The organism is Pseudoalteromonas sp. J2K-J979, assembly GCF_058169715.2.
In genome coordinates this window covers 3374741-3397203 of the sequence record NZ_CM200281.1, presented here as the reverse complement: position 1 = coordinate 3397203, position 22463 = coordinate 3374741, and the positions used below count along the sequence as shown (strand labels likewise).

23 protein-coding genes are annotated in these 22463 nt (G+C 41.4%); 11 read left to right on the top strand and 12 right to left on the bottom strand.

Translation table 11 applies throughout. The features are described 5' to 3' along the window. The first annotated feature begins 164 nt into the window (after window positions 1–164). Complete coding sequence (locus tag AC3KVK_RS15525) at window positions 165–1028, top strand: TSUP family transporter (RefSeq protein ID WP_518526919.1); 864 nt, start codon at window positions 165–167, stop codon at window positions 1026–1028. 24 nt (window positions 1029–1052) lie between these two features. Here the strand turns inward: AC3KVK_RS15525 and AC3KVK_RS15520 are convergent, their stop codons facing one another. The 4 genes from AC3KVK_RS15520 to AC3KVK_RS15505 all read right to left on the bottom strand — a co-directional run bounded on the left by AC3KVK_RS15520 (window position 1053) and on the right by AC3KVK_RS15505 (window position 4090). Beyond that, window positions 1053–1241: a hypothetical protein gene (locus tag AC3KVK_RS15520; protein ID WP_490311470.1), complete on the bottom strand. Its 189-nt coding sequence runs from the start codon at window positions 1239–1241 to the stop codon at window positions 1053–1055. A gap of 81 nt (window positions 1242–1322) precedes the next feature. Then, window positions 1323–2399 (bottom strand): GGDEF domain-containing protein, encoded by a 1077-nt coding sequence (locus AC3KVK_RS15515; protein ID WP_490311471.1) that lies wholly within the window; start codon window positions 2397–2399, stop codon window positions 1323–1325. A gap of 148 nt (window positions 2400–2547) precedes the next feature. After that, a complete protein-coding gene (gene nadE, locus AC3KVK_RS15510) occupies window positions 2548–3378 on the bottom strand; it encodes an NAD(+) synthase (RefSeq protein WP_490311472.1) in 831 nt (276 codons plus the stop codon). Between the two features lie 64 nt (window positions 3379–3442). After that, complete coding sequence (locus AC3KVK_RS15505) at window positions 3443–4090, bottom strand: YceH family protein (RefSeq protein WP_490311473.1); 648 nt, start codon at window positions 4088–4090, stop codon at window positions 3443–3445. A gap of 234 nt (window positions 4091–4324) precedes the next feature. On the opposite strand from AC3KVK_RS15505, the gene AC3KVK_RS15500 reads away from it, so the two are divergent. After that, window positions 4325–6625 carry a penicillin acylase family protein gene (locus AC3KVK_RS15500; protein ID WP_490311488.1) on the top strand — a complete coding sequence of 767 codons (2301 nt, stop codon included), beginning with the start codon at window positions 4325–4327 and terminating at the stop codon, window positions 6623–6625. Window positions 6626–6671: 46 nt separating this feature from the next. Here the strand turns inward: AC3KVK_RS15500 and AC3KVK_RS15495 are convergent, their stop codons facing one another. After that, a complete protein-coding gene (locus tag AC3KVK_RS15495; RefSeq protein ID WP_490311474.1) occupies window positions 6672–7874 on the bottom strand; it encodes a M56 family metallopeptidase in 1203 nt (400 codons plus the stop codon). Beyond that, window positions 7867–8241, bottom strand: coding sequence for a BlaI/MecI/CopY family transcriptional regulator (locus AC3KVK_RS15490; RefSeq protein WP_490311475.1), 375 nt, complete (start codon window positions 8239–8241; stop codon window positions 7867–7869). Before AC3KVK_RS15490 ends, AC3KVK_RS15495 begins: the two co-directional genes overlap by 8 nt. A gap of 193 nt (window positions 8242–8434) precedes the next feature. On the opposite strand from AC3KVK_RS15490, the gene AC3KVK_RS15485 reads away from it, so the two are divergent. The 7 genes from AC3KVK_RS15485 to AC3KVK_RS15455 all read left to right on the top strand — a co-directional run bounded on the left by AC3KVK_RS15485 (window position 8435) and on the right by AC3KVK_RS15455 (window position 15192). Next, window positions 8435–9301 carry an MBL fold metallo-hydrolase gene (locus AC3KVK_RS15485; protein ID WP_490311476.1) on the top strand — a complete coding sequence of 289 codons (867 nt, stop codon included), beginning with the start codon at window positions 8435–8437 and terminating at the stop codon, window positions 9299–9301. A 148-nt stretch (window positions 9302–9449) separates the two neighbouring features. Then, window positions 9450–10385, top strand: a complete 936-nt coding sequence (locus AC3KVK_RS15480) for a prohibitin family protein (protein ID WP_490311477.1) — start codon at window positions 9450–9452, stop codon at window positions 10383–10385. Between the two features lie 84 nt (window positions 10386–10469). After that, window positions 10470–11990, top strand: a complete 1521-nt coding sequence (locus tag AC3KVK_RS15475; protein WP_490311478.1) for a carbon-nitrogen hydrolase family protein — start codon at window positions 10470–10472, stop codon at window positions 11988–11990. 11 nt (window positions 11991–12001) lie between these two features. After that, a complete protein-coding gene (locus tag AC3KVK_RS15470; RefSeq protein ID WP_193332136.1) occupies window positions 12002–12937 on the top strand; it encodes an SPFH domain-containing protein in 936 nt (311 codons plus the stop codon). A gap of 18 nt (window positions 12938–12955) precedes the next feature. Then, window positions 12956–13408, top strand: coding sequence for an NfeD family protein (locus tag AC3KVK_RS15465; RefSeq protein ID WP_490311479.1), 453 nt, complete (start codon window positions 12956–12958; stop codon window positions 13406–13408). A gap of 55 nt (window positions 13409–13463) precedes the next feature. Continuing rightward, complete coding sequence (locus AC3KVK_RS15460) at window positions 13464–14495, top strand: RDD family protein (protein WP_490311489.1); 1032 nt, start codon at window positions 13464–13466, stop codon at window positions 14493–14495. Further along, the gene (locus tag AC3KVK_RS15455) at window positions 14488–15192 is read left to right on the top strand and encodes a pseudouridine synthase (protein WP_490311480.1); all 705 of its coding nucleotides are present in this window, start codon (window positions 14488–14490) and stop codon (window positions 15190–15192) included. Before AC3KVK_RS15460 ends, AC3KVK_RS15455 begins: the two co-directional genes overlap by 8 nt. 119 nt (window positions 15193–15311) lie before the next feature. Here the strand turns inward: AC3KVK_RS15455 and AC3KVK_RS15450 are convergent, their stop codons facing one another. The 3 genes from AC3KVK_RS15450 to rimK form a co-directional block, all read right to left on the bottom strand. Next, a complete protein-coding gene (locus tag AC3KVK_RS15450) occupies window positions 15312–16130 on the bottom strand; it encodes a glucosaminidase domain-containing protein (protein WP_490311481.1) in 819 nt (272 codons plus the stop codon). Window positions 16131–16320: 190 nt separating this feature from the next. Beyond that, the gene (locus tag AC3KVK_RS15445) at window positions 16321–17337 is read right to left on the bottom strand and encodes a succinylglutamate desuccinylase/aspartoacylase family protein (protein WP_490311482.1); all 1017 of its coding nucleotides are present in this window, start codon (window positions 17335–17337) and stop codon (window positions 16321–16323) included. 2 nt (window positions 17338–17339) lie between these two features. Then, window positions 17340–18245 carry a 30S ribosomal protein S6--L-glutamate ligase gene (gene rimK, locus AC3KVK_RS15440; protein WP_490311483.1) on the bottom strand — a complete coding sequence of 302 codons (906 nt, stop codon included), beginning with the start codon at window positions 18243–18245 and terminating at the stop codon, window positions 17340–17342. A 200-nt stretch (window positions 18246–18445) separates the two neighbouring features. Here rimK and AC3KVK_RS15435 point away from each other — a divergent pair, with 200 nt between their 5' ends. Further along, window positions 18446–19306: an IS982 family transposase gene (locus AC3KVK_RS15435; RefSeq protein ID WP_248532008.1), complete on the top strand. Its 861-nt coding sequence runs from the start codon at window positions 18446–18448 to the stop codon at window positions 19304–19306. A 19-nt stretch (window positions 19307–19325) separates the two neighbouring features. On the opposite strand, the gene AC3KVK_RS15430 is transcribed toward AC3KVK_RS15435, so the two are convergent. Genes AC3KVK_RS15430 through AC3KVK_RS15420 form a run of 3 tightly spaced genes read right to left on the bottom strand, consistent with a single transcriptional unit; the run spans window position 19326 to window position 20954 of the window. Further along, a complete protein-coding gene (locus AC3KVK_RS15430) occupies window positions 19326–19859 on the bottom strand; it encodes a sigma-70 family RNA polymerase sigma factor (protein ID WP_490313630.1) in 534 nt (177 codons plus the stop codon). A gap of 2 nt (window positions 19860–19861) precedes the next feature. Continuing rightward, window positions 19862–20710, bottom strand: a complete 849-nt coding sequence (locus tag AC3KVK_RS15425; protein WP_490313629.1) for a mechanosensitive ion channel family protein — start codon at window positions 20708–20710, stop codon at window positions 19862–19864. Then, window positions 20685–20954 (bottom strand): hypothetical protein, encoded by a 270-nt coding sequence (locus tag AC3KVK_RS15420; protein ID WP_490313628.1) that lies wholly within the window; start codon window positions 20952–20954, stop codon window positions 20685–20687. Before AC3KVK_RS15420 ends, AC3KVK_RS15425 begins: the two co-directional genes overlap by 26 nt. A gap of 144 nt (window positions 20955–21098) precedes the next feature. Here AC3KVK_RS15420 and AC3KVK_RS15415 point away from each other — a divergent pair, with 144 nt between their 5' ends. After that, window positions 21099–22451, top strand: a complete 1353-nt coding sequence (locus AC3KVK_RS15415; protein WP_490313627.1) for a magnesium transporter — start codon at window positions 21099–21101, stop codon at window positions 22449–22451. Window positions 22452–22463: the final 12 nt, after the last annotated feature.

The window sequence follows — 22463 nt, the reverse complement described above, 5'->3', positions numbered from 1 at the left end:
TCAATTAATCTTGAGATATCTCTTTGTGAAGGCATCTTTTGGTGAATAGATGTGAAATAAATGATGTAATTTTGTTGGTTAATTACGCATAATGACAGCGGTGTCTTAATCTGGTAGTCATGGTTATCGTGTTAAAAGCAGTTGGTCAAAAGTTAAACCCTAAAATGATACCGATCACCTTCACTTTACTGGTTTATGGTGGGTGGTTGTTGTCTCAAGGGCCGTCATCAGCATTGGCAAATTTTGTTGCGCAAATGAGTGTGGCTTTGACCATGCTGGTAGGGTCATTCGTTGCAGGCGGTACAGCCTTGGGAGGCGGGGCGGTTGCGTTTCCTGTTATGACTAAGTTGTTGGCTATCGAGCCAGCTACAGCCAAAGTTTTTTCATTGGCCATACAAAGTTTTGGTATGACGGCCGCCTCATTAACAATTATTTTTGGCGGGATCCGCTATTATTCTGAAATTGTATGGCGTGCTTTGCTTGGTGCGTTGCCCGGCGTGTTAGTGAGTTTAATTTTTATAGCTGAACATTTGCCACGTTTAACAACTAAAACGGTGTTTAGTTTATTTTTGCTTTTGTTTTCGCTAACCTTATTGCGCTTACATTTTACTCATAAAGGGTTCAAGGAATCTAAGTCTCTCACTCAACCTTATTTGATCATAATTGTCGGTTTTTTTGGGGGGATTGCGAGCGGCTTAGTTGGCTCAGGGGCCGACATAATGGTTTTCGCTTTAATGGTTCTATTTTATAAAAAAGAACTCAAAGCAGCGACGGCAACCTCAGTTCTGATCATGGCAGTCACTTCTATTGTTGGCTCGCTGTGTAATGCTTTTTACCTTGATAGTATTACGCCTGAGATAAGTGCTTATTTACTCGCTGCAATACCTGTTGTAGTGATTGGAGCGCCACTTGGTGCTTATGTGTGTGCACGAGTCAAATCAGGGACATTACTCAGTTTCCTCTTGCTGCTTATCGTGCTTGAGGTTGGTTTTACCGCTTTAGAGTGGGCTAAGCTCTCAATCATTTAAAGTAAATGAAAATAAGCAATGGGTTCAGCGTAAGTGGCGCAGCTGACAGTCGAATAATATGTCGTTATCCAGTCCTTGCAAACCAAGGCATTCACATTGGGATTCGAATTCTTCAAGATTCGCTTGTGCCCACATAATGTCCGATTGAATGATATTTTCACGGCCAAAACTTTGCGCTCTTTGTAAGGCGAGGACTTCAATCAAGGTTGTCATAGCTGTTCCTTCAAAGTTGAACCTATCTTGCTATACGGTGTTTAAAAAACATACGATCACTGTGTTTAAACACACTGAAAATTAGTGGGTTGCGTTGGCGCGATGAAACTCAATCCGATTACGCCCTTGTTGTTTGGCATTGTAAACCGCTTGGTCAGCTTGCTCGATTAAATTAGCTGGGCTGTCATTTAAGTACTCTGCAATACCAAATGAAGCGCTAATTTTTCTGAGGTTTTTGCCGGTTTTACTGTCTTTGACTGTGAGGCGCTCGATGGCAACCCGAATCGATTCGATAAATTTTTCACAGCTTTTTGGATCGCTATTTTGACTGATGATACAAAATTCCTCACCACCAAAGCGATAAACCGTGTTGAGTAGATTACATTTATCCTTGAGCATTTTGGCGACAATTTTTAACACTTGATCCCCTTTTTGATGGCCAAAGTCATCGTTGAATTTTTTAAAGTGATCAATGTCTACAAAAGTTAAAAATAACCGATTTTGTTTATTTTGGTTTTGACATAATGAATCAATATCTTCATCAAATGAGCCTCGATTGAGTAAGCCTGTCAGTGCGTCATGTGTTGCATCTTGCTTGGTTTTTTGTAATTCAATCCGCAATCGAGAAATTTCTCTATGGGCGATATCGAGCTTAGTTTGAAACATTGAAGCGCTTTGTTGCATGGCTTGTGACTCTTCACTGAGTTTGCAAACTAAGTCAAGAATCGCATCTGTAGAGACTGTGCCTGTTTTCATGTCGGTTAGACTGGTGTTGCATTCGCTAAGCGCATGAGTAAATTCTTTGGTGTGATCGAGGGTATCGATAATATCGGCGTTCATATTTTGCACCAGGTTATCGACTTCTTTGGCGACTTCATCATACAGTTCGAGATCTTTATCAGATAAAAATTCTTCAAATAGTTCACGAGAAAGTGCCGGTGGGCATGTGCCGAAGTTTTTTAAGGCATCATTGAGTTTGTCATTTAAATTAGGATGTTTACCAGAAACATAGGTGTACCATAAAGCATAATTAGCAGGTGTGACTGCGATGTTGTATTTAACCATCAGCGGTACAGCTTTACGAAGGCATTCAGCAGAGTGATTGACTGTATTATATTGTTGTTTATTGATATCCCAATTTGAATTGTTTGTTAACATGACGCGTTATCCTTCTTACAATCAATCCTTACAGTTACTGAGTGTAGTTGAGCCCTGCTTATTGTGAGAATTATTTCCCTTATTTTTATCCAAAAAAAAGCTTGATAGCAGCACTATCAAGCTTTCTTATAGTTAGGACGAATAAAGGTTAATCATAGATCGTTGGGATTGGCTGACGTTTATGTTCAGTTCGGGTGTAAATCTCAATTAGCTTGTCTGCAACCGCATTATCGACTTCTTTCCCTTCAAGAAAATCGTCGATGTGATCATAACTCAGCCCGAGCGCTTCTTCGTCAGCAAGCCCTGGTTTATCGCACTCTAAGTCGGCTGTTGGAATTTTTTTAACGAGGATCTCTGGTGCACCTAGGGAGTGGGCAAGTAAACGAACTTGGCGTTTTGATAGGCCAAATAGCGGTGCTAAGTCACATGCGCCATCGCCAAATTTAGTGTAAAACCCGGTGATGTTTTCTGCGCTATGATCGGTGCCGACTACCAAACCACCGGTCAGTCCAGCTATTTCATATTGTGCAACCATGCGTTGACGCGCTTTTACATTACCTTTCACAAAATCAACAGCGCTTTCGCTGGGTAAAGGTAGTCCAGCTTGATTTAAACCGCGTAATGCTTGTGCATGCAGGCCATCTGCTCCCTCTTTGATGTTGACTGTAATACGCTTTGTAGGCTGAATAAATTCGACCGCCAGTTGAGCTTCATCTTCATCAGCTTGAACACCATAAGGTAACCGCATTGCAATAAATTGATATTTATCGGTTGAGAGTTCAGTGTTGAGTTCATCAACGGCGAGCTGACATAAGCGGCCACATGTTGATGAATCAACTCCCCCACTAATGCCCAGTACCAGCGAGCGAGAATGGGAGGCTAAAAGCTTCGTTTTGATAAAATCGACACGGCGTCTGATTTCAAATGCCGGGTCGATTGTTGGTAACACTTTCATTTCGGCTAAAATATGCGCGCGCATGAGCTCTCCTAATAGATGGGGACAATAAAAACGAGCCAGTATTATCTGGCTTCATGGTCAAAAGTTAAAGCCCTAAACTCAGTTTAATTTGTTCAACTTGGTGTTTTAATTCGGCGATTTCTTGCTTAAGTTCACCGATCTCTTGATGCAAAGCGTGATTGTTTGGATCAGAAATTGGCTCAGCTGATTCAGTTACTGTGTGCGCTGGTGCTGTCTCACTAAACAGCTGACTGTAGCGAGATTCACGTTTCCCTGGTTCTCTTGGATGTTTGGCAACATACCCTTGCTCAATGAGTGTGTTGAGTGCCTGTTCGACTTCTTGTACGTTATTAAACTCAGCTAAGCGATTAGTGCGGGTGCGTAATTCGCCCGGTGTTTGTGGGCCACGTAGTAACATCACACAAATAATGGCTTTTTGCTGTGCAGTGAATTTTAGACTGCCAAATTCCGTATTACAGAAACGATGCGTGTACTTATCGACGCGGCCAGAAAAACCTTCGTCTTTTGTTATAAGTCGACTCATGGCAAGTTCATCGAGTGCATTTTGTACTTCAGATTCAGTTAAGCTGAGCACAGGCTCGCGATTCGATTTTTGATTACATGCATTGGTTAAGCTATTTACCGACATCGGGTATTGCTCGGGAGTGGTCACTTCTTTTTCTAGCATGCAGCCAATAACACGTGCTTGCATTGGTGTGAGTATTAATTCCATCTATGAGGCCTCTTAATGCGTTGAATTGACACTGTAAACGAGCTACAGATACGATGCAATTGGCAAGTGTCAGCTGCTGATAATATTGTTATCAGCCAGAAAATAAAACCCACACAACAGATTAAAATTTCGTCATATTTTGATCATTAAATCTTGGTATTAACATTAAAGGAAAGTGTGTTAATTTGAGTGAGTAATCAAATCAAGATCATAACAATAGATAAGGGAGCGATGATGCTACGGCTATTTAAATGGATAACAGTAGGGCTAATTTTATTAGCTTTGTTAACAACAGCGCTGATCTACGGGGTATTAAGTGTTAGCTTACCTACCTTATCTGGTCAGGGCCAGTCGCAAGGCGTTTCGCAACCCGTTTCGATTGGCCGCGATACATTAGGTACCGCGGTGGTATCAGCAAAGAACCGTGTTGATGCGGCCTACGCATTGGGTTATGCACACAGCCAAGATCGCTTTTTTCAAATGGATCTATTGCGGCGCAATGCGGCTGGGGAGCTCAGTGAGTTATTTGGTCAAGCAGCATTAGAACTTGATAAAAAAATGCGTTTTCACCAATTTAGAAAACGCGCAGATGCAATTGTTAAACAACTTCCACAGCGTGATCAGCAGATTCTAACTGCCTATGCACAAGGCGTGAATGAAGCACAAGCCCAGAGTTACCCAACTTTTGAGTACTTATTAGCAGGTGCTGAGCGTCAACCTTGGCAGCCAGTCGATAGCTTGTTGGTTATTTATACCATGTATCTTGATTTACAAACGGGCAACTTTGAGCGTGATTTAGTATTGGAACTAATAAAGCAAGAATTTGGCGAGTCGATGCTGGCTTTTTTAACTCAGCCTAGCCACTATCAAGCCGCTCTTGATGGCAGTGAAGAGCCGCTTGCCAATATTGCTATCCCAAAGTTAGGTTCGCAGTTGCAAGCCCAATGGAGCGACCTCAAAATAGCCGAGCCATTAGGAGTAGGCAGTAATAATTGGGCTATAACGGGTGCTTTAACTGAGTCTGGGCATGGTATGTTATCGGATGACATGCACCTTTCAATTGCTGTCCCAGTGATCTGGTATCGTGCTCAGCTCAATTATTTAGAGAATAATCAGTCACATCAGATTACAGGGGTAACGTTACCCGGCGCTCCAGCTGTGGTGGTCGGTTCGAATGGGCATGTTGCGTGGGGCTTCACCAATGGTTATCTCGACACCGCTGATTGGGTTAAGCTGGATGATGCGGTAGCCACGTATGAGATTGAAGAGCAATACGCCATTGTTGATGGAACAACCGAAATGGCTCCATTAACTATGAGTGACTACGGCCCAGTGAAAGAAATTAATGGGCAGCGTTATGCCTTGAGTTGGGTAGCGCATCAACCTTATGCAGTGGATATGGAGTTGTTAAACTTAGAGCAGGCTCATTCGGTTGAGCAGGCGCTCGATATTGCAACAACCATCGGCATTCCAGTGCAAAACATGTTAGTTGTTGATAAACAAGGGCAAGCTGCATGGCAGCCTACGGGGGCGGTGCCTGCTCGGACAAACCCGAGCGACGTGGCTGTTAACCCAAGTGAATACTCCTTCTTGTGGCAAGAAGACGCCCGTGACCTACCGCAGGTACTAAACCCCAAAAGCGAAAGGCTGTGGACCGGCAATTCGCGAGTGATTGCAGCAGATCAATTGCCACGATTTGGGGATGGCGGGTATGCATTAGGTGCGCGTGCGGTGCAAATTCGCGATAGGCTCAATGAAAAAGATCAATTTTCAGAACAAGATTTTTATCAAATTCAGTTAGATAATCAGGCGCGTTTTTTAACCAAGTGGCATGATTTGCTTATCAATACGCTAAAGCAACATCCAGAACGATTTGCACGTGATATCAAAGAACTTGAAAACTGGCAAGCCTGTGCCTGTGCAGATTCTGTAGGCTACACGCTCGTGAGGCATTTTAGAAGCCGCTTAACGGATGCCGTATTTGGTGCGGTTGAAAGTGAGCTATCTCAACATTCATTGTCGTTGAGTGCAATTAAAAATAACCTAGAGGCGCCCATTTGGCAGCTTATTGCGGCACAACCGCCAAGCTGGTTGCCGCCAGAATTCGACACTTGGCCTGAATTAATGGTTGAGAGTTATCAACAAATGCGTGATGAGCTCCTCGAGTCCTATGGCCAAAGTAGGCAAGCGTCATTACAGGTTTTACAATGGGGGAAAGTGAATGAGCTGCACATTCAGCATCCTTTTTCGAAGCAAATTCCTTTATTGAGTCATTTGCTTGATATGCCGCGTTATCCTGGGTTTGGTGACAGTTACATGCCAGCAGTACAAAAAACCGGGTTTGGCGCATCGCAACGTCTGTTTGTACAACCGGGTCTTGAAAAAAATGCGATTCTTACTTTACCCGGAGGGCAATCAGGGCATCCATTGTCACCGTTTTATCGGGCTGGGTTTAGTGATTATGTACAAGGTAATAACACACCATTATTGCCAACTGAGGTGATGCATCAGATTACAATCAGCCCGCAGAATTAAACATGGCTGAATGAGCAATATTAAAAAAGGAGCCGAAGCTCCTTTTTTAATGGGCAGAATTTGACACTTTAATTCGTTCGATTAAATCACGTTTGGCACTTAGTTCAGATAAGGCAAAATCGAGTTGTACTAAGACACCTTTAAAACCAGCCGAAGAAGGTTGATATTGCCACTGTTCGAGTGCAACTTTGGCGTTATGGTTGAAGACATTTTGAGGCTCTGCGCCGACGATTGATACATTTTCAACTTTTCCTGCTGCAGAAATGTCGTATTTAAGAACGACTGAACCCTCAACGTTATCTTTGGCGGCTTGGGGTGGGTATTTGGGTTCGATGCGCATAATGGGTTTAATTTGATTGGTGTGTTTAGCGTGTGTTTCGTTTGCATGATCACCAGCAACAGCCACGCCACCGAGTAACCCAGTCACTAAGGTCAGTAGGGCTATTTGTAATAAAGGTTTGTGGGTTGAGCGCGTTTTAATAAAGTTTAAGCGATTTAACATAGTGCGTTTCTCCGTGTAATGGGTATAAGCATAAAGTTGATGTTGGTTATTTTCGATGCTCAGTAACATGGCTTTGCCATAAGCTAAGCGTTGTTCTGGGCTTTTATTGTGTAAAACGGTTTCGTCACAGGCGAGTTCTTGCATGCGTCGATAACTTTGATAGCCCAACCAGCTCAGTGGGTTAAACCAAAATAGGCATAACATGCTGACGGCTAATACGTTAAAAAGCGTATCTTTTCGATGATAATGACAAAGTTCGTGCTCGATGATCATCGCTAGTTGCTGCTGGGTGTAGAGTGACTCGTAATTAGCAGGAAGCACCAGTTTTGGTTTAAAAAAGCCAATCAGTAATGGGCTAGCCACTTGAGCACTTGTGACTATTTCGATAGGTACTGAGAGTGGATAAACCTTACTGGTGGACTGGAAAATAATACGTTGTTTATGGGCTAGTAAGCTCACTAACAAGGTTGAAATCATCCCAAATAGCCATAAAAACCAACTAAATTGGTGGTTAAATTGATCATGACCTTGCTCAGTTAGCATCACGGTGTATTTGGTCAGCACGAAATCAGTTTGTGGTTTGAGTTCGTTGGGCAGGTTATTGACCACTAAAACTATCGGGATGAGAAGCCAAAGTACATAACTAAAGCGCGCATTAAGTTGCTTAATAAAAAAACGCTCGATCAGCAAAAGTAAAATGATGCTACAGCTAAGTACGATCTGTTGATTAAAAAGCCAATCAATCATTTTCTTTTTCCCATTTTGCGATGACTTGCTTAAGTTCGTCGATATCGCGCTGGCTTAATTGTTCTGTCTTAGCAAACCCTGCCACCAAAGGAGCAATTCGGCCGCTGAAGAGTCGCTCAATTAAACTCTGGCTTTCTTTTAGGGTGTAACTATCGCGTTCTAATAATGGCGAATATAGGTAACTACGCTGTTCTTTTTCGAAGCTAATGGCGCCTTTTTTGACCATACGATTAAGTAAGGTTTTGACGGTTTTGTCATGCCAAGGTTTGTGTTGGTTCAATCGTTCAATAATGTCATTAGCTGAGGTGGGGTGGGCTTGCCAAATAGCTTCTAGAACTTCAAATTCGGCTTTGCTTATTTCAATCATTGTCGATCCTTTTAAGTATTACAAGTGTAATTAAATTTAAGATTACATTCGTAATATTAAATCTGCAACTGTTTTTTGCACAATGTTTACACATTTATCGTATTGGCTTAATCTGAAATGGTGCAAATAAGTGCCGACTTGTTTTTTGTGGGAGTCGTTGGTTGATGTACTCACTAACTCAATAGGATAAATAATGATAAAAAAATCACTACTGGCAATGGCGTTAACGACTTTTACTGTAATGAGTTATGCCGACGAAGTTCAAATAAAAACCGAGCAGCTGACTGACACGCTGTATGTGCTGTTTGGTCAGGGTGGCAATATCGCTGCGAGCGTGGGCGATGATGGCATTTATATTATTGACGATCAGTTTGCTAAGTTGTCTGACAAAATTAAACAGACGATTAGTAATTTAAAGCCGGGAAGTGCTGAGTTTGTCATCAATACTCATCACCATGGTGATCATACGGGTGGCAATGAAAATTTTGCCAATGCAGGCAGTCATGTTATTGCCCATGATAATGTTCATAAACGATTAGTCGAAAAGCATGGTGAAGATTCTAACTATGTGCCTGTACTTAGTTTTTCTCATGCTATGAGCCTGCATTTTAATAACGAACATGCTGAAATAAAGCATTTTTCTCATGCACACACCGATGGCGATGCGGTGGTCTTTTTTAATAAAGCTAATGTTGTCCATATGGGTGATATCTACTTTAACTTGGGTGGGTTGCCATTTGTTGATGTAGCCAGTGGCGGCAGCGTTGATGGTGTGTTGGCTGCAGTTGAGGCTGTTCTTAGCCATACTGATGAACAGACAATAATTATCCCAGGGCATGGTCCTGTGAGTAATCAAAAAGAATTAAAGCAGTACTATCAATTAGTGGCACAAGCCAAAGAAATTATCTTAACAGCGATGAAAGATGGGGCCAGTGAAGAAGCAGTGATTGCTGCTAAGCCGTTATCTGTTTTAAATTTAAAGTACAGTAGTTGGTTGCCAGAAGAACGAGTGACAAAACTGTTCTATCAAAGTTTGTCGCAAAAGCCGCACCATCATTAATAAATCAGCCTAAATAAAAGGTCATATAGGCCTTTTATTTTACTTCTAAGACCGTTAATGCTACCAGCAAGACCGTTGGTCATTATTTATATCTCTTCCTTACTTTTTTTGTTACTTTTTATGTAACAAAACAAGGGAGTAAATATAAATGGCGACGAATAATGAATTACCAGACTTAGCTTCTGTTGCAACTAAAAAGAAAGGTACTGTGCTCGGGGTAGTTATTGCCTTAGCTGGGTTAGCGGTGCTGTACCAATCTATGTACACAGTGGATGAAGGCCATGTTGGTATTGTTAAACGTTTTGGTGAAGCGACAGAGCAAGTTAATCCAGGCTTACATACTAAAATTCCTATCGTAGATACTGTGGAAGTATTGGAGATCAGAACTCGTAAGAACGTTGAAAAACTGAATGCCTCCACCCATGAGCAAATGCCGGTGACCGCAGAAGTCTCGATCAACTGGACAGTGATCCGTGAACAAGCATTTGAATTGTTCAAAAGTTACGGCGGCTTAACGCAGTTTGAAACCCGAATACTCGATCCTAAATTGCGTTCAGCGACAAAAGATGCGCTGGCGCGTTATAAAGCAGAAGAGTTGATTCAAAACCGCTCTCAAGTTATCGCGCAAATAGAAGAGTTATTAATAGAAGGAATGAAAGAGTACCCAGTCAAGCTCGATTCAGCTCAGTTAGAGAACTTAGGGTTACCACAAAAGTATATCCAATCGATTGAAACGAAACAGACAGAGAAAAACTTAGCGGCTGCGGAAATGCACCGTTTAGAACGTCAAAAGCTAGAAGCACAGCAACAAGTGAATACAGCTTTTGCACAGCGTGATGCGGCTAAAGCTCAAGCCGATGGTAAAGCGTATGCCATTAAAGCTGAGGCACAAGCTGAGGCTGAAGCAATAAAACTAAAAGGTTTAGCTGAAGCTGAGTCGATTCATAAAAAAGTAGAAGCCTTGAAAGGGTCGAAAGAAATGGTTGAGTATGTGCGGGCTCAGCAGTGGAATGGTCAAATGCCTACGACGGTGATGGGGGCTGATCAGAATGTACTTTGGAGCTTAGATCAAAAGAAAAAGTGACATTCGGCACAGAGTATACAAAACTCTCGATTAGGTGGGGGGAAACCCCCACAATAGGACATTATTCACATCAACGAGGTTGAGATGGCAGCGGAAAAAGTTCATTTAAAAATTTGTAATTTGGCCAAACATCAATATGCAGACATTAAGCAGTTAATGGATGGCGTGTACACTGAGTTAGGTGGTGCATGGCCAATGCATACTATTTCGCATTTGATTGATGAGTTTCCTGAAGGGCAAATCGGTATTTTTGACGATGGTCATCTAGTGGGAATTGCATTGAGTGTACAGGTGGATTACGCCCGTTTTTCGAATCCACATACGTATGAAGATATTGTCGATAGCAATAATAACATTAACTCCGACAGTGAAGGTGATGCGCTTTACGGATTAGACGTAGTAATTGCTGCTTCGCATCGCGGTTTACGATTGGGCCGCCGTTTGTACGATGCACGTAAGGAGTTGTGTCGTCAGTATAATTTAAGAGCCATTTTAGCTGGTGGACGTATTCCTAAATATCATAACCACTCAGATACGATGACACCGATGGAATACATCGAAAAGGTCGATCGAAAAGAGATTTATGATCCAATCCTCAGTTTTCAGTTATCGAATGATTTCCAAGTAAAGCGGTTGTTGAAAAAGTATTTGCCTGAAGATGCGCAATCGGTCGGTTATGCGACTTTATTGGAATGGAACAATATTTTATATGAGCCAATGGATACCGTGTTAGCTTCTTCTAAAACAGTGATACGTGTTGGCGCGGTGCAGTGGCAAATGCGCACCGTAGAATCAGTTGAAGAGCTGCTAAAACAAGTCGAATACTTTGTTGATACTGTTTCTGATTATCAAAGCGACTTTATTGTCTTCCCTGAATTTTTTAATGCGCCGTTAATGGGCTTAACAGAGCAACACTCACAAACAGAAGCAATTCGTTATTTAGCTGAATATACAGAGCTGTTTCGTAACGAAATGTCGCGAATGGCGATTGAATATAATGCCAATATTGTCACAGGTTCCATGCCTTTAGCGGAGGGAGATAAAATTTACAATGTGTCATATTTATGCCATCGCAGTGGTCAAGTGGATGAACAGCGTAAGATACATATCACGCCGCATGAGAAAAATGATTGGGTGATTCAAGGTGGTGATAAAATTTCGGTGTTTGAAACGGATGCCGGTCGCGTCGGTATTTTGATTTGTTATGATGTTGAGTTTCCAGAGTTAGGGCGCATCTTGGCAGAGCAAGGGATTGAAATTCTCTTTGTCCCATTTTGGACAGATACAAAAAATAGCTATTTACGTGTCCGTCATTGTGCACAAGCGCGAGCAATCGAAAATGAATGTTATGTGGTGATTGCTGGCAGTGTTGGTAATTTGCCGCAAGTAGAAAGCCTCGATGTTCAATATGGGCAATCTGCGGTGTTGTCACCTTCTGATTTTTCATTTCCACATGATGGCATTTTGTCTGAAGCAACACCGAATACCGAAATGTTGTTATTTTCAGATTTGGATTTAGATAAGTTAAAAATTCTCCACAGTGAAGGCACCGTTCGTAATTTAAGAGATAGGCGCCAAGAGCTGTATCAAGTGATTTTAAAATAAGGATAATAAACATGGATCAATCTTTACTCGCATCTAATATGTCTGCGATTGTGTTGTTGATATTGGCATTTGTGGTCATTTTGACCGCCATCAAAATTGTGCCGCAAGGGTATCACTATACCGTTGAGCGCTTTGGTAAATATACTCGAACACTTGCACCGGGTTTGCATTTTATCGTCCCTTTTGTGGATGTCATTGGGCGAAAGCAAAATATGATGGAGCAAGTGCTTGATGTCGACCCACAAATCGTGATTTCCTCAGATAATGCGCAAGTGACCACTGATGCCGTGTGTTTTTTCCAAGTGCTAGACCCTGTTAAGTCTTCATATGAAGTCAATGATTTAGAGCGTGCAATGCAAAATTTAGTCATGACTAATATTCGCTCTGTTTTGGGATCGATGGAGCTGGATGAAATGTTATCTAACCGCGATCGCATTAATGGCGCATTGTTATTGAAAATAGATGAAGCAACGGATCCGTGGGGTGTAAAAGTCACGCGAATAGAGATTAAAGATATTGCGCCACCACAAGATTTGGTCGACTCGATGGCACGTCAAATGAAAGCAGAACGAGAAAAACGTGCAATCATTTTAGAAGCCGAAGGTGAGCGAGAAGCAGCGATTAAAGTGGCTGAAGGTGAAAAACAAGCGGCTATTTTAAAAGCGGAAGGACAATTAGAAGCTGCTAAACGTGAAGCTGAAGCGCGCGAGCGGTTAGCAGGCGCAGAAGCCGAAGCAACGCGCCTTGTTTCTGAGTCAATAAAAGAAGGCGACCAGCGGGCGATTAACTACTTTGTTGCACAAAAATATATGGATGCACTGGGTAAGTTGGCTGAGTCGGATAATAACAAAATCATGATGATTCCACTTGAAGCAAGTAACATGCTGGGCTCAATTGCAGGCATAGCAGAAATTGCTAAAGATGCATTTGGCAACAAACAAGGTTAGCCTGGTTAGGAGGTCGTGATGTTTGAATGGTTAGCACATTTGCAAGCGTGGCATTGGTTAATTTTTGGTTTATTACTTTTAGGTGCCGAAGCGCTAGGAACCGCAGGTTTTTTACTTGGCGCTGCTGCCAGCGCCTTGTTAATAACGCTATTATTATTTATAGCGCCAGATTTAACTTGGCAAATTCAGTTGGTGGTGTTTGCATTGCAAGCTGTGGTGTTATCTGTCGTTTATTTGAAGTTTTTTAAGCCGTTTAATCAACAAACTGAAGATCATCAAACGCTCAATCAACGAAGCCAGAATTTAATTGGCAAGCAATGGGTGCTGACTGAGGCGGTGATGATAGGCGAAAATCATCTTCAAATTGGTGATACTTACTGGAAAGTGCTCAGTGAGCAGGCATTACCTGCTGGCACAACCGTGAAAGTTAGCTCAGCAGATGCGATGCGTTTAATTATTACAGCTGTTTAATGTGTTTGTATATTAACAAGAAGGAGAGCCAGTGCATGCACTGGCTTTTTATGTGATGAAAGCAAAAGAAATTAACCAACTTGACCTATCGCGATCAGAAACGCGAGAGATTATCACGCCCTATGCTTTTAAAATTAATGAACATTTATTAGGACTTCCACTTGCAAGCCCTGCTAGACGTGGTTTAGCCATGTTGGTGGATATCTCATTAATTTTTCTTGCTGCAAAACTAAGCGCGGCTTTAATCGCCTTTGTGGCCGCAATGGCCTTTTATCGAGGTACGGCAGAAACATACTTGCCGAAAATGAGTCGATGGGTCAGGCGCAGTTTAAAAATCCTAGCGTCCTGTATTTTATTCGTTGCGAGTTTAAGTTTGCTGAGCGAAGGCATTGATTACTTTGAGGGGCAAAATAATGTAATCGCCACGGGGATCAGCAATGAAGTGAATTTAACTGCGTTTCAAAAAGAAGAGTTAAATAAATACTTAAGATTAGTAGAAGGCGAATTATGTGATGAAGCGTGTATTACGCAGGCTGAAACGGATCTCCTTGCTCACATTCCCGCCTTGGCTAAGTTGGAAAAAAATGAAAATCAGCAGCTCAATTATTTGTTGTTGAAGTTAATCGCCGCGGCAGATAAGCAAGCCTCTATTCCTGAAGCATCGTTGAGTGATGTTTTTAGTGCGCAGTCACCAGAAGTGCCTACAGTCAAAAAGACAGAAAAAGTGAGTTATAGCGTCATTGAATGGGTAAAAGGGGTGATGTCTGATTTGGGGCTTGGACTCGGTTGGGCAGCAGTGTATTTTACTTTATTTCCGCTATTGTGGCGTGGACAAACGCCAGGTAAAAAAATGTTTAATATTCGAGTGGTTGCGCTTTCTGGTGACTACCTTTCTCTCTGGGATGCTTTTGGTCGTTATGGGGGGTATGGAGCGGGTTTTGCGACTGGTTTGTTGGGCTTTTTACAAATTATTTGGGATCCAAATCGCCAAGCTATTCAAGATAAGATTAGCGCAACAGTGGTTATTCATGGGCCTTATCATCAAGCGGTCACGCCTGAAACGATTGCTGCGGTGATCCATGAGTGAGCAAGAATTTTCAGCATCGATGCGTTTGGCAAAATTTATTGCCAACGCAGGTTATTGCTCGCGGCGTCAAGCATCAAGATTAATCGACATGCAGTGTGTTACTGTAAATGGTGCTGTGGCGGATCATATTTGTTTTGTTAGCGATCGAGATGAAATCTGTGTTTCAGGTCAACCAATAAAGATAGAGCGTCAACGTTATTATTATGTTTTTAATAAACCCGTAGGAGTTGACTGTCGATTATTACCAGATGATCCAAGTAGTTTGGTGCAGTATTTACCTGAAGATATTCGGCTTTACCCTATCGGGCGATTAGATAAAGATTCACATGGCTTAATTATTTTGACCAATGATGGCGAATTCTTTCATCACATGAATCACCCAGAACACCATCAAGAAAAAGAATATTTAGTGCAAGTCGAGCGGCCATTGACTCCTTTGTTTTGCCAACAAATGAGCGCAGGAGTCGAGGTGGATGGTCAGCTGACATTACCTTGTACTGTTATTCAGCACAGCAGCGATCAGTTTCGAATTATATTACGACAAGGGCTGAATCGACAAATTCGCAAAATGGCTAGGCAATGTGGCTTTAAAGTGATTGATTTACAGAGGATCCGGATTGCAAATATGCAGCTTGCAGAGTTACCTTATGCGCAGCTACTACGAGTAGAAAAACACCAAATAATAGAGGCCCTGTGATACAGGGCCTCTAGCATAGGAGCATACTAAGGCCCTAGAGCAAAATAAGTAACATCTCTTGCATCATAGCAAGTTAAAAATGAATCAAGTGCGGCATTTTGTCGCAGTTTTGAGACTTTTTAATTTTTGACTGGATTTGCTGGTGGCGCTTTATCGTATTGAGTGAGCTTATTTTGCTTAATCATTCTGTTCACTTTAAATATGTATTGCTCTTTTAATTCAGAGTAATCAATGAGTCCTTTCGCCAAAGCCGTGCCAGTTAGAGGAGCCTGAGTTTCACGATGTGTGAGACGAATATCTCGCATTGGCAAATAAGGGTGATAAGCATTAAGGTTACGCATATATTTACGCACAGCTTCATTAACAGTGCCAAATTTTGCGACTTCATGGTTTTTATCACCATCTCTTGAAGCCGGCACAAATCCACAGCCTTTACTGAAGCACCAGTGACCAAACAAGTTATTTCCTTGCTGAGCAAAACGTGAAGTCCCCCAACCGGATTCGATCGCTGCTTGAGCCATGGCTAATGAAGGGGGGATCACATCGACACGACGCAGCAGTAATGTAAAGAATGCATCACTGATCGGTTGATAATCAATGTGATAGGCCTCAGCATAAGCCATTAATAGCTGAGTTTGTTCTTCAGATAATGAACCTTGGGTTTCAAATTGGTTTTTGAGTTGTTTTACTTCGGTTCGTTGTGCACGGATAAATTGATTTTGCTCGGTAATAATGGGGTGGAGAAAATCAAAAAAGGCTTGTTTTTTTTCTTTGACATCAGCGTATTGAGTGAAGTCAGGTACGGATGTTATCGGCGCTTGGCTAGTTAAACTCAGTGGCGATGATGTTGGCGACTGTTTAAAAGAATAATAGCTTCCTAATATCAATGCTGCCGAGAGGATTAAGCCAATGAGTACATTTCTTTTTAAGTGATTCATAACTTTCCTTATTAGGATAAATGAGGTGGCACTGAATCGCTCTTAAGAAGTGGTTAGACTAACCTAAGAGCGCAGTAAGTATGCTACCGATAATACAAAGTGAACAGTAGTAGTGTGCACACCAATATAAAAAGGTGACTAAAATTAAGTGTTAAATTGACTGATTTTTTCATCAACTGACTCTGTAATATTAAACATCCGAACTTGGTGAGTGTAAATCATGAAGAATCTCGATATGCTCGGCCACTTCATGGGTATCTTCAAAACTGGCAACATGAAACATTGCATCTCCTTCTTGAGTCAGAGGGATATTCTGTTTGCCTATGATGATCCCTGAATGTTTGGCTTTTACTACATCGAGAATATCACCAAAAGGATTACCAATTTCCGCTAAAATTTCGCCTTTTGAGACGCGATCACCGAGGTGTTTTTTATCATTCACTAGCCCACTCGCTGTTGCACGCACCCATGAACTAGATACCGCGATGAACGGTTCAGCTGGCTTTTTAACCTTACGTTTTCTGATCATGCCTAGCTCAGCTAAAACATTAAATATACCTTTAACGCCTGCACTGATTGACAACTCATCAAATCGTAACGCTTCGCCGGCTTCATAAAGTAAAATCTTTGTTCCTTCCTCTGAAGCTGATTGTCTTAACGAACCATCTCTCAGGTTGGCATTTAAGAGCACCGGTACCCCAAACGATTTAGCAAGAGAAAGCGTTTCTTCATCTTCAAGGTTTGCTCTAATTTGCGGGAAGTTACTGCGATTGATAGCACCTGTATGCAAATCTATACCGTAGTCACATTTATGAACTATTTCTTTAAGAAATAGATTTGCTACACGTCCTGCTAACGAGCCTCTCTCTGAGCCTGGGAAAGAGCGATTTAAATCGCGTCTGTCGGGTAGATACCGACTTTGATTTAACACGCCATGGATGTTGACCATAGGAACCGCAATGACGGTTCCTTTTAGGCTTGCTAAGGCTTTTGATTTTATTACTCTTCGAACAATCTCAATACCATTTAGCTCATCACCATGGATTGCACCACTTAAAAAGATGGTAGGGCCTTTACGTTTCCCACGGATAACTTGTATAGGGATAGCGACTTCACCACCGGTGTATAAATTTGCCACTGGTAATTCAATGCGCTTGCTCTGTCCGAGCTTAATTTCAATACCGTTAATTTCGAGTGATGCGTTCATTATTAGCCTTGTCCACGTGTGCGAGTGCTATTAGGTTTAGCTTTCTTTTCAATAAATTCAATAATTAATGAAGCCACATCGATGCCTGTTGCGCTTTCGATACCTTCAAGGCCTGGTGACGAGTTTACTTCCATAACTACAGGGCCACGATTAGAGCGTAAAATATCAACACCACACACATTTAAACCCATTGCTTTTGCTGCATTGATTGCTGTTGCGCGCTCTTCTTTGTTTAACTTTACAATTTCGGCGCTGCCACCACGGTGTAAGTTTGAGCGGAATTCACCTTCTTGCGCTTGACGTTTCATGGCCGCAATAACTTTATCACCAATGACTAGACAACGAATGTCAGCACCATTTGCCTCTTTAATGAATTCTTGAACTAAGATATTCGCGTTTAAGCCCATAAAAGCTTCAATAATACTTTCAGCCGCTTTTTTTGTATCAGCTAAAACCACACCAATCCCTTGTGTTCCTTCAAGTAATTTGATGACTACAGGGGCACCACCGACGTTTTTAATTAGGCCGCTGATGCTGTCAGACGAGTGAGCGAATCCAGTTTTAGGTAAACCAATGCCCTTACGAGATAAAAGTTGTAATGAACGCAACTTATCACGCGAACGGCTAATTGCAACTGATTCATTGACAGAGAAAGTGCCCATCATTTCAAATTGACGCACTAACGCTGTACCGTAAAATGTAATCGAAGCGCCAATTCTTGGAATGACTGCGTCATAGGTTGGCAGTTTTTCACCTTTGTAGCCAACAGAAGGGCTGTTACTGGTCACGTCCATATCACAATGGAGGGTATCAATCACATCGACTTCATGTCCTTTTGCACGTCCAGCTTCAATTAATCGACGCGTTGAATAAAGTTTTTTGTTACGAGATAAAATGGCTATTTTCACAGGTGTACCTACTTATTATAAAGTTTATTTTTAGAGATAACGTTTCGAGCCAGTGAAAAGTCACATTATTTTTTAAATAAAATTATTTATTCACTGAATTTTTGTTAAGTAACCTGAGCTGCACATAAGAAATGGAACTAAATGCCCTTGCGGTGATCAGATCTTTCGACCAAGAAACATAAGATTACCGAGGCAAGGGCATGAATAACTTAGATGCAATTTACGTAGATGTCGATGATTTTTGTTTATTGTTTGAACCTCAATGGCTTAAACACCTAATAGAATCAGGTGAAAAGCAACGCATTAAGCCATCTCGACTATCCTCTAGCGAAGTGATGACTATATTAATTGCTTTTCATCAATCAGGTTATCGCGATTTTAAAACTTACTACACCAAATTTGTTTGTCAGTATTGGCGACATTATTTTCCTGATTTAGTCAGTTATACACGTATGTTGAAGTTACTTCAGGCCACGTTACCTGCTCTGTGCAGCTATCTGAAGCAGCGCTTTGATAAACCAACAGGCATTGCATTTATCGATTCCACTTCTCTCAAGGTGTGTCACAACATGCGTATTCCTCGTCACCAAGTTTTCGCGGGAGAAGCCAAACGAGGCAAAGGAACAATGGGCTGGTTTTATGGCTTTAAACTTCACCTCATCATGAATGATGAAGGGGGTTTATTAGCTGTAAAAGTGACAGCTGGGAATGTTGATGATAGACAGCCGGTATTAGATATGGTTGATAATGTTACAGGTAGTTTATACGCTGATAAAGGTTATGTATCTGCAAACTTAAAAGCGGAACTTGCTGAGCAAGGCATTGATTTTATTACAGGTCAACGAAGTAATATGAAACGTCAGCCAATATCATCTTGGGATAGAGCGATGTTATCAAAGCGTTTCATCATTGAAACAGTTTTCGACCAGCTGAAAAATATGGCTCAAATAGACCACACAAGGCACCGCAGCTGCATCTCATTTATGGTTAATTTAATGGCTGGATTAATTGCCTATACTTTTCAGACTAAAAAGCCGAGTATAAAAGTGACTCGGCTTTAATTCTTATGCAGATCTGAGGTTAAGTAGATGAGGCGATGTGTTGATTTAAAAAGTCGAGTACCCGAGTGTGACGCATTTTAACAGCCGATAATTTCAAGCTGACAATTTGCGCGATCTCAGAAAACTCAAGGCCAGAGCGATACCGTAACAACATTATATTCCGATCTTGCCAATTGAGTTGCTCCAAAACGGAGGAAAGTAAGTGCTGCAAATCCTGTGGTTTAGATTCGATGTGAATCTCTTCCAAATTAAATTCATCATCAAATGATACACGGCTATTTTTACGAATGCGGTCGATACATTCATTATGTGCAATTTTATACACCCATGACCGAAATGATTGTTGCCACTCAAACGATTTTAAATTGAGAAGAATTTTAATTAATACTTCTTGTGCTGCATCTTCACCTTCGTGTTTATCATTGAGTAGGCGCGCGCAATAGCCCCTAAGTTGCGTCACATAAGGTTGCACTAACAGTTGATAAAAACTTGCATCGTAAGGCAGAGCATCTTGCGCAAGTATAACAAGTTGCTCTTCATTAAATTGTGGCAAATTTAATCGCTAGTTTTTGGTTTTGGTGATATTTTTGTTGTTTTGTTACCCAGTAAAAAAGTATTGGGTATCGTAATAATATCGCCAGATTCCGTGATCACCCGCGAGGTCGCACTGCTGATAGACACTATGTTACCTTCAATATCATCCACTCGGATAAGATCGCCCACTTTGTATAAATCACGTAAATAAACACCCGAAACAATTTCTTTTGACATTGTTTTTGTCCCAATCCCTAAGGAGATGGCGGCAGCTAGACCAACACTTGCGGTGATGACTGAAATAATGGTGTTAAGTAGGCTCACATCAACTTCTAATTGCGTAATAGCTAATGAAAGTGTAATGACAATGATGATGCCTCGACAAACTTCAGCTAAAGAGCGTCCATAATCGATACCTGCGTTTTTGGCAGCAAACTTGGTGCTTTTGAACACAATTTGCCCAACAAAAAAACCAAAAATCATTACAAAAAATGCTGCTAATATTTTAGGTAAAAATAAAGTTAAGGTATCAATTAAGCCTGATAAAACAGTGAGGCCCAAGGTATCTAATGCCGCTAAGAAAAACAGTAAAAAGACAAATGTCGAGAAAAGGGTTGCAATGATTTGGCTACCGGTAATTTGAAAGCCAGTTTTTTGGAGTAACTCGGTTAAACCAATTGCATCGAGCAATCGGGGTAATTGAAATTTATTCAGTCCTTTGGTGATGATTTTTTTGATTAAGAAGGCACATAACCAACCAGTTAAAACTAGAACAAATCCAGCGATAAAATCGGGTGTCGATTGTAAAAAACCCTGCCAGACTTCGTGTAAGGTCGAGATAGTTTTATCTGATATTGTTTGATTGCTCATCGCTTTTGTCCGTATAGTTGTGCTTGTGGAAAGTCGGTTTTAGAAGTTGGGTGAATAAGTTGATAAACACAATCCACAGTGATGTTGTGCCAAGTACGGCTAAATCAGTGACACCTTGATGTTTATTGGCACTGGAAATAGCGCGCTCGATTAAGACGCTGTTTTTGTGGTGTTTCGTTTGTGTTAAGTCGTGTTCGGTGTCTTTACACAATTCTTTTTTAAGTGCTTTTTCTATATCATTCATGCGTGAACTTCCTAACATACAAAATGGTTTGTATTACTATTAAGAATAACGTATTTAGAAAGTAAAAAGTCACAATTAATTGTGACTTTTTACTTTCTAAATACGTTAAGTCGTTAAAGAACTAAAAATCAGAAGGGGTTTTAGATGGTAGAGTACCCAATTGATCAATTGCCAAATTTAATCGATGCGCTTCTACAATGCGAAAATCAAGCGCAAAAGCGAGCGTTACTCGCCGATGCTCAAGAAACATTGTCAATTGAGCATTTGTCTTTGTTATTTGAAGCGATCCCAAAAGATCAGCGGATGGAGATTTGGGCATTACTTGATGATGATACCCAACATGAAATTTTCGTTAATTTGGGTGATGACAGTTGTCGATGGTTATTGCATACCTTAGATGATGCCGATTGTTTCAAATTATTGGATGAAGTCAATGTTGCGGAGTTACTTGAATTAGAAGAGGTCATTCCTGAGCGGTTTATTGAATATGCCAAAAAGCAACTCGATGAAGCGCAAATAAAACAATATGACCTCGCGCAAAAATACTCAGCTGAAGAACTTGGGCATTGGTTAGATTTTGATTTTGTTAAGGTATCTGAAAAGCTCATTATGCCTAGTGTTAGAAAGCAAATCCTCAAAGGGATTCCTGCTTTTACGGATGTTTTTTACACCACCACTAGGCAAGGTCAATTGTCAGGTGAAGTTGCGATTAATGATATTTTGCAAGCTGAAGAAGGGCAAAAGCTCTATGCGATGATTAATCAAGATATCACTACGTTGAATGCGACAGATGATCTGTATGAAGCTGCGGAAGCTGTTATTTTATCGGGACGCGCAGCGATGCCCGTAGTGGATGCGGAGCAAAAACTAATAGGTCGCTTAAGTTTGGCATCAGCGTATCAATTACGACAAGAAGCGATTGATTCAGCCGCGGCAAAAGCAGGTGGTTTACGCGAAGACGAAGACCTGTTTGCGAGTGTCAGAAAAAGTGCGAAAAACCGGGGGATTTGGTTAGGAATAAATTTAGCGACGGCTTTTTTAGCCTCGTGGTTTATCGGTTTATTTGGTGCAACGATTGAACAAGTCGTGGCGTTGGCAGTATTAATGCCAATAGTGGCCTCGATGGGAGGAATTGCCGGTAGTCAAACACTAACGGTCATTGTGCGCGGTTTAGCGCTTGGTCAGGTAACCGACTCTAACCGAAGTGCTTTATTGAAAAAAGAGCTGCGGGTGGGTGCGGTAAACGGTTTTGTCTGGGCGTTGGTGATCGGCCTTCTAACCTTTGCATGGTTTAATGATGCAATGCTGAGTGTAACCATTACGGTGGCAATACTATTAAACCTTATTGCCGCGTCGTTGTCTGGGGTCGTGATCCCATCAATTTTAGATAAGATGAAAATCGATCCTGCTTTATCTGGTTCAGTGATTCTAACAACAGTCACAGATATTGTCGGTTTTGTAACGTTTCTTGGTTTAGGTAGTTTGTTGCTACTTTAATTATTTTTTAAT

Bases quoted from the DNA above. Each gene is read 5' to 3' on its own strand.
- AC3KVK_RS15525 (WP_518526919.1), top strand. From the start codon at position 165: ATGATACCGATCACCTTCACTTTACTGGTTTATGGTGGGTGGTTGTTG.
- AC3KVK_RS15520 (WP_490311470.1), bottom strand. From the start codon at position 1,241: ATGACAACCTTGATTGAAGTCCTCGCCTTACAAAGAGCGCAAAGTTTT.
- AC3KVK_RS15515 (WP_490311471.1), bottom strand. From the start codon at position 2,399: ATGTTAACAAACAATTCAAATTGGGATATCAATAAACAACAATATAAT.
- nadE (WP_490311472.1), bottom strand. From the start codon at position 3,378: ATGCGCGCGCATATTTTAGCCGAAATGAAAGTGTTACCAACAATCGAC.
- AC3KVK_RS15505 (WP_490311473.1), bottom strand. From the start codon at position 4,090: ATGGAATTAATACTCACACCAATGCAAGCACGTGTTATTGGCTGCATG.
- AC3KVK_RS15500 (WP_490311488.1), top strand. From the start codon at position 4,325: ATGCTACGGCTATTTAAATGGATAACAGTAGGGCTAATTTTATTAGCT.
- AC3KVK_RS15495 (WP_490311474.1), bottom strand. From the start codon at position 7,874: ATGATTGATTGGCTTTTTAATCAACAGATCGTACTTAGCTGTAGCATC.
- AC3KVK_RS15490 (WP_490311475.1), bottom strand. From the start codon at position 8,241: ATGATTGAAATAAGCAAAGCCGAATTTGAAGTTCTAGAAGCTATTTGG.
- AC3KVK_RS15485 (WP_490311476.1), top strand. From the start codon at position 8,435: ATGATAAAAAAATCACTACTGGCAATGGCGTTAACGACTTTTACTGTA.
- AC3KVK_RS15480 (WP_490311477.1), top strand. From the start codon at position 9,450: ATGGCGACGAATAATGAATTACCAGACTTAGCTTCTGTTGCAACTAAA.
- AC3KVK_RS15475 (WP_490311478.1), top strand. From the start codon at position 10,470: ATGGCAGCGGAAAAAGTTCATTTAAAAATTTGTAATTTGGCCAAACAT.
- AC3KVK_RS15470 (WP_193332136.1), top strand. From the start codon at position 12,002: ATGGATCAATCTTTACTCGCATCTAATATGTCTGCGATTGTGTTGTTG.
- AC3KVK_RS15465 (WP_490311479.1), top strand. From the start codon at position 12,956: ATGTTTGAATGGTTAGCACATTTGCAAGCGTGGCATTGGTTAATTTTT.
- AC3KVK_RS15460 (WP_490311489.1), top strand. From the start codon at position 13,464: ATGAAAGCAAAAGAAATTAACCAACTTGACCTATCGCGATCAGAAACG.
- AC3KVK_RS15455 (WP_490311480.1), top strand. From the start codon at position 14,488: ATGAGTGAGCAAGAATTTTCAGCATCGATGCGTTTGGCAAAATTTATT.
- AC3KVK_RS15450 (WP_490311481.1), bottom strand. From the start codon at position 16,130: ATGAATCACTTAAAAAGAAATGTACTCATTGGCTTAATCCTCTCGGCA.
- AC3KVK_RS15445 (WP_490311482.1), bottom strand. From the start codon at position 17,337: ATGAACGCATCACTCGAAATTAACGGTATTGAAATTAAGCTCGGACAG.
- AC3KVK_RS15435 (WP_248532008.1), top strand. From the start codon at position 18,446: ATGAATAACTTAGATGCAATTTACGTAGATGTCGATGATTTTTGTTTA.
- AC3KVK_RS15425 (WP_490313629.1), bottom strand. From the start codon at position 20,710: ATGAGCAATCAAACAATATCAGATAAAACTATCTCGACCTTACACGAA.
- AC3KVK_RS15420 (WP_490313628.1), bottom strand. From the start codon at position 20,954: ATGAATGATATAGAAAAAGCACTTAAAAAAGAATTGTGTAAAGACACC.
- AC3KVK_RS15415 (WP_490313627.1), top strand. From the start codon at position 21,099: ATGGTAGAGTACCCAATTGATCAATTGCCAAATTTAATCGATGCGCTT.